This window comes from Gulosibacter sp. (assembly GCF_052090685.1).
GTDB lineage: Bacteria > Actinomycetota > Actinomycetes > Actinomycetales > Microbacteriaceae > Gulosibacter.
The window spans coordinates 53384-65981 of sequence record NZ_JBQDBE010000018.1; the positions used below are offsets into that span (position 1 = coordinate 53384).

Annotated in this window: 13 protein-coding genes; 12 read left to right on the plus strand and 1 reads right to left on the minus strand. The window is 61.4% G+C overall.

The window, feature by feature from the left end; translation table 11 throughout:
- Positions 1-22: 22 nt before the first annotated feature.
- Positions 23-889, plus strand: a complete 867-nt coding sequence (locus tag ACTHXA_RS11900) for a gamma-glutamyl-gamma-aminobutyrate hydrolase family protein (RefSeq protein WP_441672628.1) — start codon at positions 23-25, stop codon at positions 887-889.
- A gap of 6 nt (positions 890-895) precedes the next feature.
- Positions 896-2269 (plus strand): NAD-dependent succinate-semialdehyde dehydrogenase, encoded by a 1374-nt coding sequence (locus ACTHXA_RS11905; protein ID WP_441672630.1) that lies wholly within the window; start codon positions 896-898, stop codon positions 2267-2269.
- Between the two features lie 170 nt (positions 2270-2439).
- Here the strand turns inward: ACTHXA_RS11905 and ACTHXA_RS11910 are convergent, their stop codons facing one another.
- Positions 2440-3927, minus strand: coding sequence for an APC family permease (locus ACTHXA_RS11910; RefSeq protein ID WP_441672632.1), 1488 nt, complete (start codon positions 3925-3927; stop codon positions 2440-2442).
- A gap of 109 nt (positions 3928-4036) precedes the next feature.
- Here ACTHXA_RS11910 and map point away from each other — a divergent pair, with 109 nt between their 5' ends.
- From map to nadB, 10 genes are all read left to right on the plus strand, one after another.
- A complete protein-coding gene (gene map / locus ACTHXA_RS11915; protein ID WP_441672634.1) occupies positions 4037-4876 on the plus strand; it encodes a type I methionyl aminopeptidase in 840 nt (279 codons plus the stop codon).
- 177 nt (positions 4877-5053) lie between these two features.
- Positions 5054-5275 carry a translation initiation factor IF-1 gene (infA, locus tag ACTHXA_RS11920; RefSeq protein WP_087004899.1) on the plus strand — a complete coding sequence of 74 codons (222 nt, stop codon included), beginning with the start codon at positions 5054-5056 and terminating at the stop codon, positions 5273-5275.
- An 81-nt stretch (positions 5276-5356) separates the two neighbouring features.
- On the plus strand, positions 5357-5470 hold the full coding sequence (rpmJ, locus tag ACTHXA_RS11925; protein WP_026935941.1) for a 50S ribosomal protein L36: 114 nt from the start codon (positions 5357-5359) through the stop codon (positions 5468-5470).
- 122 nt (positions 5471-5592) lie between these two features.
- Positions 5593-5967 (plus strand): 30S ribosomal protein S13, encoded by a 375-nt coding sequence (gene rpsM / locus ACTHXA_RS11930; RefSeq protein WP_441672637.1) that lies wholly within the window; start codon positions 5593-5595, stop codon positions 5965-5967.
- Between the two features lie 51 nt (positions 5968-6018).
- The gene (rpsK, locus tag ACTHXA_RS11935; protein WP_441672639.1) at positions 6019-6414 is read left to right on the plus strand and encodes a 30S ribosomal protein S11; all 396 of its coding nucleotides are present in this window, start codon (positions 6019-6021) and stop codon (positions 6412-6414) included.
- 165 nt (positions 6415-6579) lie between these two features.
- Positions 6580-7575, plus strand: a complete 996-nt coding sequence (locus ACTHXA_RS11940; protein WP_441672641.1) for a DNA-directed RNA polymerase subunit alpha — start codon at positions 6580-6582, stop codon at positions 7573-7575.
- Between the two features lie 39 nt (positions 7576-7614).
- A complete protein-coding gene (gene rplQ / locus ACTHXA_RS11945) occupies positions 7615-8202 on the plus strand; it encodes a 50S ribosomal protein L17 (protein WP_441672643.1) in 588 nt (195 codons plus the stop codon).
- A 634-nt stretch (positions 8203-8836) separates the two neighbouring features.
- Positions 8837-9565, plus strand: coding sequence for an NUDIX hydrolase (locus ACTHXA_RS11950; RefSeq protein ID WP_441672644.1), 729 nt, complete (start codon positions 8837-8839; stop codon positions 9563-9565).
- A gap of 222 nt (positions 9566-9787) precedes the next feature.
- Positions 9788-11149, plus strand: a complete 1362-nt coding sequence (gene nadA / locus ACTHXA_RS11955) for a quinolinate synthase NadA (RefSeq protein WP_441672646.1) — start codon at positions 9788-9790, stop codon at positions 11147-11149.
- Positions 11146-12552, plus strand: a complete 1407-nt coding sequence (nadB, locus tag ACTHXA_RS11960; RefSeq protein ID WP_441672648.1) for an L-aspartate oxidase — start codon at positions 11146-11148, stop codon at positions 12550-12552. Before nadA ends, nadB begins: the two co-directional genes overlap by 4 nt.
- The last annotated feature ends 46 nt before the right edge of the window (positions 12553-12598 follow it).

Consider the following 12598-nt stretch of genomic DNA (forward strand, 5'->3'; position numbering starts at 1 on the left):
CAACATCAAGGAGACCCAGGCGTTGTCACCGCGCACACGGTATGAAAAAGAGATGCGTTCCGAGGACGTACTCACCACATCGGCGCATCCTGATGCCGATGTCACGATCGCAGTGGTCGTACAGTTCAATACCCCGGACCAGTCGAAGTTCAGTTATGAATTGAATCAGGACCTCACCCGCACGGCGATCGCAGCGCTGCATGAGCTCGGCGCTCGCGTCGAACTCCACGATGTTGCACACGACCGGGATCCAAACTTCGCGGCAATTGCCGCAGCGGATGGGATCCTCGTGCTCGGTGGTGGGGATGTGGATGCGGCCCTCTACGGGCACTACGATCCGGTGCCGAATGAGGGTGGCAAGGACCGGCGCGCAGATGAACGCGAGATTCGCATCATCCAGTCGGGCATCGCTGCGGATGCAATCATGCTGCACCTGTGCCGCGGATCGCAGCTGCTCAATGTCGCCTGCGGTGGCTCGCTGATCCCGGACGTGGAGTCGGCAAACCTCAACCCGCCGAACCTGCACAAGGGACCGAAGGGTTCGCCGCTGTTCTTGGATGAAGAAGTGCAACTTGCCGAAGGCAGCATCGTTCGCGAGCTCTACGGCTCTGAGCGCCTCGTCGTTCGCAACGGACATCACCAGGCGGTGGACCGCGTGGGTGAGGGCCTTCGGGCGACCGCGATCGCGCATGACGGCGTCGTCGAGGGCACCGAGCGTATCGACAACACCTGGATCATCGGCGTGCAGTGGCACCCGGAGGAAGCTCAGGCTTCCCCGAAAGACCGAGAAATCCTGTTCGCAGCCTTCCTCGAGCAAGTCCGCGCGCGGGCTGCGAGCACAGAACACGAGACAACCGGCGCGACCTATGCGCATCCAACGATGGGGTAATACACAATGGCTGGCTATCAAGTACTCAACCCGGCGACCGGCAAGGTCGAATCCGAATTTCCACGTGCCACCGATGCCGAAGTGCTCGAGGCAGTTGCCCGCGCGGACGAGCGGTACGCGAGCTGGCGCGAGACTCCGCTCGAAGAGCGTGCCGCAATCATCCACCGCGTTGCCGAGCTCTACCGTGAACGCAGCGAAGAGCTCGCTGAAATCATCGCCCGCGAAATGGGTAAGCCCGTTCGCCAAGGTGCCGGTGAAGTGGGCATTTCCGCCGATATCTACGACTACTACGCGAACAACGCCGCGGAGTTCTTGAAAGAAGAAGAACTCAGCGTCGCATCCGGTGGCCGCGCGGTCGTGCGCATGGCGCCGACCGGTGTGATTCTCGGCATCATGCCGTGGAACTACCCGTACTACCAGGTGGCGCGCTTTGCGGCACCCAACCTGCTGCTGGGGAACACGATCGTGCTGAAGCACGCATCCAACTGCCCGGAATCGGCGCAGGCGATCGCGAATATCTTTGCTGAAGCAGGGCTCCCCGAGGGGGCCTACGTGAATATCTTCGCGTCGAGTTCGCAGGTGCCGAGCATCATCGAAGACCCGCGTGTGCAGGGTGTTTCGATCACCGGTTCGGAGCCTGCGGGCCGATCGGTTGCCGAGGTTGCGGGCCGTAATTTGAAGAAGTGCGTGCTCGAGCTGGGAGGGTCCGACCCGTTCCTGGTGCTTGACACCGAGGACCTGGATACGGCGGTCAAGATCGCGGTCGGTGGCCGGATGTCGAATGGTGGTCAGGCTTGCAACGCGTCGAAGCGAGTGATTGTCGTGGATGCGTACTACGAGACCTTCGTCGAAAAGTACGTTGAGCGGATGGCTCGGATTACGCCCGGCAACCCGCTCGAAGCCGGCACCCGGTTTGGCCCGCTTTCCTCTTCGGGCGCGGTCGACGAGCTCGTTGAACTGGTCGAAGATGCGGTTTCGAAGGGCGCCAATCTGCGCCTCGGTGGAAAGCGCATTGAGCAGGACGGCGCGTGGATGGAACCCACCGTGCTTACCGACATCACGAGCGATATGCGTCTCTATCGGGAAGAAGCGTTCGGGCCCGTGGCGTCGATTTACCGCGTTGCCGACGAGCAAGAAGCGATTCGCCTTGCGAATGACTCGACGTTCGGTCTCGGATCCTCGGTGATCACGACCGACGAAACGCAGGCCAACCGAGTCGCAGACCAGCTCGAAGCGGGCATGGTGTTCATCAACTCGGCCGGAGACACCGAACCGGACCTGCCCTTCGGCGGGGTGAAAGCATCCGGTATCGGCCGTGAACTCGGCCGCTTCGGTATGGAGGAATTCGCCAACCGGAAGCTCGTTCGCTGGACCGAGTAGTTGCGGGCTGAATCGCGTGGACTAAATAGCCGCTGATCCGCAGCATGAATTTGGGCCTGTCACCACGTTGGTGACAGGCCCAAATTCATTGTGCGCAGAGTTCCGCAGAGTGGTCACTCCTTGTTGCTATCCGAGGTTTTAACCCCAAGCATCGACCACTCTGCGGGAGGCTACTCGGCGCGCGAGGGGCGACGGTGCGGGTACTTCGCGTACACCTTCTCGAGCAGTTCTTCTTCAGCATCCGGCCCCGGCTTCACACCTGAGGGGATGCCAGCGAAGAACACTGCGCCGACAAGCCACCAGAGGCCGAAGATAATCCACGACGGAACGGTAATGCCCGCGGGCATCCCCGGAATGTAGAGGATGATCAGGAACGCGGTGATCGCGACCGACAGGCCACCAACGACGATGCCGAGCTTGCCGCGACCGCCAACGTGCAGCGGACGTTCCATGTTCGGCTCACGAACGCGCAGGATCACGAACGACACCGAGACGAGGAAGTACGCGATCACGATCAGCGGGGATCCCGCATCCACAATCCACGTCAGTGCCTTGTGGCCGAAGAACGGCGCGATCGTGGCCATACCGCCGAGGATGAGCAGCGCGTTAACTGGCGTGCCGAACTTCGGGTGCAGAGTGCCGAGCCACTTGGGCAGCATGCCACCCTGCGCGAGCGACCACATGAGGCGCGAGGCACCCATCTGCAGCGAGTTCCATGAGGTGACGATACCGGCGATACCACCGGCGACCATGATGTTGCCGAAGAGCTGCGAGTCGAAGAAGTGAGCCATCGCATCCGCGGCCGGAAGGGTCGAAGTCGCAAGCTGTTCCTGGGTGAGGCCCGAACCGACGGTGATGATGATCATGATGTACCAGGCCGCGGCGATGAAGACCGAGATGAAGGCGATCATGCCGGTCTTGCGCGGGGGAAGGTTGACTTCTTCGGCGGTCTGCGGGATGACGTCGAATCCGACGAAGAGGAACGGTACGACGATGAGCACCGCGAAGAAGCCCGCTGCGCCGCCGTTGAACAGCGGTTCCATGAGCTCGCGTGAACCACCGGTTGCCGAGCCGAAGATCTGCAGAATACCCACGGCGACGAGGAACACGACCACGAAGATCTGGACATTACCGGCGATCTTGACGCCGATGATATTGATGACGGTGATGATAATCGCAGTGATCGAACCGACAAGGGCCCAGGACAGGAACACCTCCGAGTTGTTCACCGTCCACAGGTGGATGTCGTTCAGGTCGAACACGTAGTTCACGGCGGTGGGCAGGGCCACCGCTTCGAACATCACGACGGTGGCGTACCCACCGGTGATTGCCCACGAACCGATGAAGGACCACCGCGGCCCCATCGCCCGAAGGATGTAGTTGTGTTCACCACCGGCCTTGGGCATTGCTGCCACAAGTTCGGAGTAGACGAGTGCGACGACGGCCATCATCAGTCCACCGAGGAGCATTGCGATGGCGGCACCCATGGTGCCGGCCTCTTCGACCCAGCCGCCGGCGAGGGTGACCCAGCCGAAGCCGATCATCGCGCCGACGCCGAGGGCCATCGTGGACCAGGTGCCGAGCGATCGTTTGAAACCGCCAGCCTGGGGCAGGCCGGTTCCGGTTTCTGCAGCACGCTGCGTAGTTGACTTGTTCAAGAGTGTCCATTCAGAAACTAGGTGTCACAATGTCGTGACAAACAGTAGGGCGGCGGGAATACTAGCAAAGAACGGCTTCTTCGCGAAGACGGCGGGTTAACATTGTTGGATGGCCTCGATTTATAAGACTCCCGACGAACTCCGAATGATGGTTCCGGCCGGAGTGCTCACCTCCCGCGCACTGGATGCGGTGGAGCAAGCAATTCGCCCCGGTATTTCCACGCTCGAGCTCGACGCAATCGCCGAGGGAGTCATTCGTGAAGCCGGGGGAGTTCCCAACTTCCAGCTCGTCGAGGGCTATTCCCACACGGTCTGTGCCTCGGTGAACGATGCCATTGTCCACGGCATCCCGAAAGACACCCCGCTGGTCGCGGGCGATGTCGTATCGATTGACTGCGGTGCCAAGCTGAATGGTTGGAATGGAGACTCGGCGCGGACCTTTATCGTTCCCGGCGACATCGACCGTGAGGATGCGGCGGGCTGGCTCGCCGAGGCGAATCGCGTGTCGGATGCGACGCGCGCAGCAATGTGGGCGGGGGTCGCGGCGGTTGCTTCGGCACGCCATCTCAACGACATCGGTACCGCCATCGAGAAGGCGACGCTTGAGCAGCCCGGTCCGCTCGGAATACTCGAGAACTACACCGGTCACGGTATCGGCCGGGATATGCACGAGGAGCCGACCGTGTTTAACTACCGTGTTCGTCGTCGTGGCCCGGTCGTGAAGCCGGGGCTTGCGATCTGCATCGAACCGATGCTTACTGCAGGTGGGCCCGAAGCCGTTACGGATGCGGATGACTGGACGGTGCGCAGCGCGGACGGCACACTCGCGGCCCACTGGGAGCACACGGTCGTACGGCATAAGGATGGGATCTGGGTGACGACTGCCGAAGATGGTGGGGCCGAGGGGCTCGCCGCATTGGGGGTCGTGCCGGTGGCGATTGCCGGTTAGACTGGCTGCGTTATGCGAACTCGCAGGGTGACAGAGGTGTCCCTCTTGCGCAACTCCTAGAAACCGGCTTATACTCGATAGTCGGTGTGTTTCAGTTACGCGTTTTTGCGTACGCGAAACCGCTGATTTCCGCATGACTGGCATGCGGGCGATCGACAAGCTAGCGATAGTGAGGCTATGGCCAAGAAAGACGGCGTCATTGAGATCGAAGGTTCAGTAATCGAGGCATTGCCAAACGCAATGTTCCGGGTTGAGCTTTCGAACGGACACAAGGTGCTCGCGCACATTTCTGGCAAGATGCGTCAGCACTACATCCGCATCCTGCCCGAAGACCGAGTAATCGTAGAGCTCAGCCCCTACGACCTCACGCGCGGCCGGATCGTCTACCGCTACAAGTAGCAAGTCGTTCGCTCGGCCAGATAAGGAACGGCCGGCGCACTCCCGCGTCGGCACGAGGCCAGCGAACTAAAGGACAAATTCATGAAGGTCAAGCCCTCCGTGAAGAAGATTTGTGACAACTGCCGTGTGATTCGTCGTCACGGCCGCGTCATGGTCATCTGCTCTAACCCCCGCCACAAGCAGCGTCAGGGTTAGGGATAACTCAATACTGAAACCGCAACGACAAGAAGCGCACTTCGGTGTGCAGACACCTCCGGGCAAGAGGCCGGGGCCCAGCCGTTGCACCAAACCTCAACACATACAGGAGACCACTCCACATGGCACGTCTAGCAGGCGTTGACCTCCCTCGCGAGAAGCGAGCTGAGGTCGCTCTTACCTACATCTATGGCATTGGCCGTACCCGTGCAATCAAGACGCTCACTGCCACCGGCATCGACGTCAACACCCGCGTGAAGGACCTCACCGACGAACAGCTCGTAGCGCTCCGCGACTACATCGAAGCTACGTATCAGGTTGAGGGTGACCTTCGCCGTGAGGTTGCCGCCGACATTCGACGCAAGGTCGAAATCGGTAGCTACCAGGGCATCCGCCACCGCCGTGGACTTCCCGTACACGGTCAGCGCACCAAGACCAACGCGCGTTCGCGTAAGGGTCCGAAGCGTACCGTCGCCGGCAAGAAGAAGGCGAAGTAACCCGTCCGCTTAGTCGGATGTGAGTGAACCGAATTTCGTAGGAGAGAAGAATTGGCTACCCCAAAGACTGCGCGCAAGCAGCGTCGCAAGCAGAATAAGAACGTTGCCGTCGGCCAGGCGCACATCAAGTCGACGTTCAACAACACCATCATTTCCATCACTGACACGACCGGTGCGGTCATCAGCTGGGCGTCCTCCGGTGGCGTCGGCTACAAGGGTTCGCGCAAGTCGACCCCGTTCGCCGCACAGCTCGCCGCTGAGGCAGCTGCGCGTCAGGCGCAGGAGCACGGCATGAAGAAGGTTGACGTGTTCGTGAAGGGCCCGGGATCGGGTCGTGAAACCGCAATCCGTTCGCTCCAGGCCGCTGGCCTCGAGGTCGGACAGATCAACGACGTCACCCCGCAGGCGCACAACGGTTGCCGCCCGCCGAAGCGTCGCCGCGTCTAAGCACTTCAAGTCGCCCGTACCCACACCTCGTGAGTGCGGGCGACTCCGCCGGTAATTACGCCGGATTCCGATTGTCCTCCGCATCCTCCCTATCTCCCTGCGGGTCATTCCCGTTGGACAAGCCAGGCGTCATATAGCGGACGCTTTGCCGAAAGGAACCACACAGTGCTCATTGCACAGCGCCCCACACTCACCGAGGAGAATGTATCCGAGTACCGCTCACGGTTCGTTATTGAACCGCTTGAGCCCGGATTCGGTTATACGCTCGGAAATTCGCTGCGTCGTACGCTGCTCAGCTCCATTCCCGGTGCCGCAGTAACGAGCATCCGGCTCGACAACGTTCAGCACGAATTCACCACCATCCCGGGCGTGAAAGAAGACGTGACGGAGATCATCCTGAACGTCAAGGGACTTGTCGTTTCGAGTGAACACGACGAACCAATCACCGCCTACCTGCGCAAGACCGGCGCGGGTGAAGTCACCGCGGCTGACATTTCAGCACCTGCGGGTGTCGAGATTCACAACCCCGCGCTCGTGATCGCAACTCTGAATGAGGATGCGAAATTCGAGCTCGAGTTGACGATCGAGCGTGGCCGTGGCTACGTTTCGGCGCAGCAGAACCGTAACGAGTACTCGGACACCGGTCAGATTCCGGTTGACTCGATCTACTCGCCGGTGCTCAAGGTGACCTACCGCGTTGAGGCCACCCGTGCGGGTGAGCGTACCGACTTCGACCGTCTCATCGTTGATGTTGAGACCAAGCAGTCGATGGGTCCGCGTGACGCCGTTGCTTCGGCAGGTACTACGCTGGTTGAACTGTTCAGCCTTGCGCGTGAACTCAACGTCGAAGCAGAGGGTATTGAGATCGGGCCGGCTCCGGTTGAGCAGGTCATCAGCGATGAACTCTCAATGAGCATCAACGACCTCGACCTGTCGGTCCGTTCGTACAACTGCCTCATGCGCGAAGGCGTAACGACTGTTTCGCAGCTCGTTGCCTTGAGCAAGAGCCAGCTGTTGAACATCCGCAACTTCGGCCAGAAGTCGGTGGACGAGGTCCGCGACAAGCTCGCATCCCTCGGCCTCACCCTCAAGGACAGTGTTCCTGGCTTTGAAGGTACCCACTTCTACGGTGCTGGCGAAGACAGCGGCGAGTACATCTAAGCCGCATCAGCGGCCCGTATTTGAGAAAGAGAACTACGAATGCCTAAGCCCAACAAGGGACCGCGCCTCGGAGGCGGCCCTGCCCATGAGCGTCTCCTGCTTGGCAACCTCGCTGCGCAGCTGTTCACGCACAAGCGCATCCAGACGACTGAGACCAAGGCAAAGCGTCTGCAGCCGGTTGCAGAGCGACTGATCACCCACGCGAAGAAGGGCGACCTCCACGCACGTCGTCGCGTATTCCAGGTCATCACTGACCGCGGTGTCGTCCACGAGCTGTTCACCGAGATTGCTCCGCTCGTCGCCGAGCGCCCCGGTGGTTACACCCGAATCATCAAGACCGGCTACCGCAAGGGCGACAACGCTCCAATGGCCGTGATTGAGCTCGTGCTCGAGCCCGTTCAGTTCAAGAACAAGGCCGCTGCACCTGCTGCTGAAGAGGCACCTGCTGCTGAGGAAGCACCCGTCGTTGACGAGGCCGCTGAGACCGCAGACGTCGAGGTAACCGATGCTGACGAAGCTGCCGTTGAGGCAGCAGAAGCTGAGGCAGACTCGGCTGAGGCTTCGGATGCTGACGTCGCTGAGGATGCAGCTGCTGACGCTGACGCAAAGGACGAAGAGACCAAGTAGGTTTCGCTTCCATCCACGCAGAACGCCCCCGCACCGGTTGAACCCACCTGAGTGCGGGGGCGTTCCGCGTTACCGCTGCGTGTTCGCCTTCGTGGTTGCCGTTGCCGTTGCCTTCTGCTTCTACTTCTACTTCCGCTTCCGCTTCCGCGCCGCCGCTCCGGCAAAGTGGTCACTGCTTGTTGCTATTTTTTGTTTTAGCACCAACGAGTGACCACTCTGCTGATGGTTAGTTCGACCCGCTTCGCAAAGTGGTCACTGCTTGTTGGTATTTTTCGTTTTGACCCCAAGCAGTGACCACTTTGTTGTGGTGTCCGGCGACCTCCTTTGCAGAGTGGTCACTCGTTGGTGTTATCCGGAATTTTAACCCCAAGCGTCGACCACTCTGCGTAGGGGTGTGTCGCGGAGCGGTCACTCGTTGTCTGACGCTGACGCTGACGCTGACGCTGACGCTGCTCCTGAAGCCGAAGAAACTGCCGCGGACGAAACCAAGTAGGTTTCGCTCTCACTAACGCAAAAACCCCCGCCAAGCGCGGGGGTTTTTGCGTTAACCGAGCCGAGCGCGCAGGTGCACGGAGACCGCGAATTGACTTCGAGTCATACTGACACTATCCTCGCTCTAACAGTTAGGGTAAGAATGACTCAAAGCAACGCAGCTTCGACTCACGGGGCAGCAACCGGTAGCGACAGTGAAATTCGCCTTGCGGTGTCGACCGTGATTTTCGCGCTACGCCGAGCGAAACACCCCTCAAAGAAGTGGGAGATTGTGATGCCGGTGGTACGGCGCACACGCGATCCGCACGAAGGGAAATGGGCGCTTCCTGGCGGGTGGCTCAGAGCGAGCGAAGGACTCGCCGCGGCAGCAACCCGCACCCTCGCTGAGACGACGGGCCTGCATCCGGCTTATGTCGAACAGCTCTACGCATTCGGCGCGGTCGAGCGCTCAACCACGCGAGTGGTTTCAGTCGTGTACTGGGCACTCCTGCGCGCGGATGCGGTTCGCGAGCGAGCAGAGCTCGAGAATGTCGAATGGTTCGCGGTCGACGGACTGTGGGGACTTGCCTTCGACCACGACGAGATCGTGCAGTACGCGCTGTGGCGGCTGCAGAACAAGCTCGACTACAGCGGGATCGCGCAGGGCTTCCTACCCGAACTCTTCACGCTCTCAGATCTGCGCGAGGTCCACGAAGCCGTGCTCAACAAACCGCTCGACCCCGCCAACTTTCGCCGACAGGTCGAGAGTACCGACGAGATTGTGTCCACGAACGAGTTTCGTAAGGGGAGTCACCGACCCGCGCGGCTCTATCGCACCAATATCGAGAAGGGCCTCGCGAATCACGGTCCGCTGCAACCCGAAAGCCACTAACCGGATGCGGCACGCGCCGGCCCGCGCCCGCGCTCGCACGCTCATTCGGCTCATCGCCGCCTAACGGATTCCCACATCAACAACTCAGCAGCGACAACCCCGCAGTGAGAACACAGCAGCGTGAACTCAGCAGTGAGAACCCAGCAGCGAGAACCTAGCGGCAAGAACCTAGCAGCGACAAACCAGCAGCACCGACGCTGCACGCACCAAAAGGAAACAACGATGTCTCACACCAGCACCACACTTGACGACGCCCCACGGAACCCCGCATCCGTTGCGCAAAATATCGCCCGTATCGACGCCGGAAAGTCAGCCGACAGCAGCTGCGGCAGTACGCTTGCCGAGCCTACTTGGAACTTCGACAGCATCCCCGGCTACGGCCCCGGAGCCTCCCTCGGCGACACGATTCCGCTCGGCGCCCCTCGGCAAGGAACCCTCCCAGCCGAATACCGGGAGGCCTCCGATGAAGAACTCACCGAGCGCATCCACGCGGCCAAGGACACACTTGGCGAGAAACTCGTGATTCTCGGCCACTTCTATCAACGCGACGAGGTCGTGCAGCATGCCGACTACGTCGGTGACTCGTTCCAGCTCGCGAAAGCCGCGCTCGATCATCCCGACGCCGAGGCGATCGTCTTCTGCGGCGTCCACTTTATGGCCGAGACCGCCGATATGCTCAGCAACCCCGGGCAGTCGGTGATTCTCCCGAACCTTGCCGCGGGCTGCTCGATGGCGGATATGGCGAATATTGATCAGGTCGAGGATGCGTGGGAGCAGCTCATTGAGATCTACGGCGATGAGTCGGATGCGGACGGTCGGGTGCCCCTGGTTCCGGTCACCTATATGAATTCTTCAGCCGCGATCAAGGCATTCTGCGGTCGTAATGGCGGCATCGTCTGTACTTCGTCGAATGCGTCCACGGTGCTCGAATGGGCGTTCGCGCGGGGTCAGCGGGTCATTTTCTTTCCCGATCAGCACCTTGGACGCAACACCGCAAAAGCGATGGGTATTTCGCTCGAGGAGATGCCGCTTTGGCGGCCAATGCTGCCGCTCGGTGGCAACACCGAAGACGCGCTCGACGACGCGAAAGTAATTCTCTGGAACGGTTTCTGCTCCGTGCACAAGCGTTTCACGGTCAAGCAGATTGAGCAGGCCCGCGCGCAGTACCCTGACGTGCGAGTCATCGTGCATCCCGAATGCCCGATGCCCGTCGTTGACGCGGCCGATGAATCCGGGTCGACCGACTATATTCGCAAGGCGGTCGAGGCCGCACCGGCAGGGTCGACGATCGCAATCGGTACTGAGATCAACCTTGTTCAGCGCCTCGCCGCCGAATTCCCGCAGCACAATATTTTCTGTCTCGATGACGTCGTGTGCCCATGCTCGACGATGTACCGCATCCACCCCGGCTACCTCGCATGGGTACTCGAGGGGCTCGTCGCCGGCGAGGTACGCAATCAAATTTCGGTGGATACGGCGGTTGCGACACCAGCCCGCGTGGCACTCGAGCGGATGCTCGCGGCGCTTCCGGCGCCAGCGGTGCAGCCGGTCGAATCAACGAGCGCTGCAGAGGCTCGCTCATGACATCCCGAGTCCTCGTCGTCGGCGGCGGTATCGCCGGGCTCACGACCGCAATTAAAGCGCGCGCGGCAGGATTCGAAGTGCTGCTGGTGTGCAAGCACGAGCTGGGCGATTGCAGCACGATTCGTGCCCAGGGCGGCATTGCGGGAGCTGTGTTTCCCGACGACTCGGTCGCCGCGCACGTTGCAGACACGCTCCTCGCCGGCGCTGGACACGCTGACCCTGACGCGGTCCAAGCACTGTGCGAGGGTGGCGCCGAAAGCATCCACGACCTGGCGCGGCAGGGTGTGGTTTTCGACACCGACGCCAATGGCCAGTGGAGTCGCGGCCTCGAGGGAGCGCACTCGATCGCGCGCATCGTGCACGCGGGCGGCGACGCGACCGGGGCCCATATCCATGCGGCACTCGTGAGTGTGGCGAGGCGACAGGGCGTCCGGATTCTCGAGCACCGGATGCTGCGGGAGGTGATTCTGCGAGATGGATTCGTCGTCGGTGGGGAATTCATCGCTGCTAGTCCGCAGGGGGCGGATGCTCCGCGAGCGAACCCAGCGGGCACAGAGGTGATTGAGGCGGATGCCGTCGTGCTCGCGACTGGCGGGTTCGGTGGACTGTATCCATTTACGACGAACCCCGAATCCGCAACGGGCGACGGCATTGTCGTGGCCGCTCGTGCCGGAGCAGCAGTCGCCGACTTGGAATTCATGCAGTTCCACCCGACCGTGCTCGCGGTCGGGGAGCCGTTCCTCATCTCGGAGGCCGTTCGCGGTGAGGGAGCGGTGCTGCTCGACGCGGACGGTCACCGATTCATGCCCGACGTTGACCCTCGAGGCGAACTCGCGAGCCGTGACATTGTTGCCCGTGCGATTGCGCTCCGCTCACCGAGCAACCTTGCAGCTGACGGCATGTCCCGTCGTGGCGTGACCCTCGATGCAACCCGATTGGGGAAGACCGATCTTGCGCGCCGCTTCCCAACGATCGATGCGGCGGTCCGTGCCCGCGGCCTCGACTGGTCCCGCGAGCCGATTCCGGTGCGACCCGGTGCGCACTTCGCGATGGGTGGCGTGGCCACCGACCTTTGGGGGCGAACCACGCTTCCGGGCCTCTACGCAGTCGGAGAGGTGGCTTGCACTGGAGTGCACGGCGCCAATCGTCTCGCCTCGAACTCGCTGCTCGAGGGGGCCGTATTCGGTGCGCGAGTTGCGCGCGCGATTGCCGCGGACGCATCCAGCCGGGCAGCTGCATCCGGCACATCAATCGCATCCGCTACCGGGGCAGTGCCATATGTCGAAGCAACCCCATTTACCGACGCGTTGCCATTCACCCGCGCGGCACTGCAAACGCTCATGTGGGACCATGTCGGCCTGTTCCGCACGGCCGAAGGCCTCGCACACGCAGCAGCGCGTTGACTCATAAGAAACCTCCGCGTAGCTCGATACGTTGCCTCATTTGAAT

Excerpts from the sequence above, each read along its gene's own strand:
- ACTHXA_RS11905 (WP_441672630.1), top strand. The coding sequence starts at position 896 with ATGGCTGGCTATCAAGTACTCAACCCGGCGACCGGCAAGGTCGAATCC.
- map (WP_441672634.1), top strand. The coding sequence starts at position 4,037 with ATGGCCTCGATTTATAAGACTCCCGACGAACTCCGAATGATGGTTCCG.
- infA (WP_087004899.1), top strand. The coding sequence starts at position 5,054 with ATGGCCAAGAAAGACGGCGTCATTGAGATCGAAGGTTCAGTAATCGAG.
- rpmJ (WP_026935941.1), top strand. The coding sequence starts at position 5,357 with ATGAAGGTCAAGCCCTCCGTGAAGAAGATTTGTGACAACTGCCGTGTG.
- rpsM (WP_441672637.1), top strand. The coding sequence starts at position 5,593 with ATGGCACGTCTAGCAGGCGTTGACCTCCCTCGCGAGAAGCGAGCTGAG.
- rplQ (WP_441672643.1), top strand. The coding sequence starts at position 7,615 with ATGCCTAAGCCCAACAAGGGACCGCGCCTCGGAGGCGGCCCTGCCCAT.
- ACTHXA_RS11950 (WP_441672644.1), top strand. The coding sequence starts at position 8,837 with ATGACTCAAAGCAACGCAGCTTCGACTCACGGGGCAGCAACCGGTAGC.
- nadA (WP_441672646.1), top strand. The coding sequence starts at position 9,788 with ATGTCTCACACCAGCACCACACTTGACGACGCCCCACGGAACCCCGCA.
- nadB (WP_441672648.1), top strand. The coding sequence starts at position 11,146 with ATGACATCCCGAGTCCTCGTCGTCGGCGGCGGTATCGCCGGGCTCACG.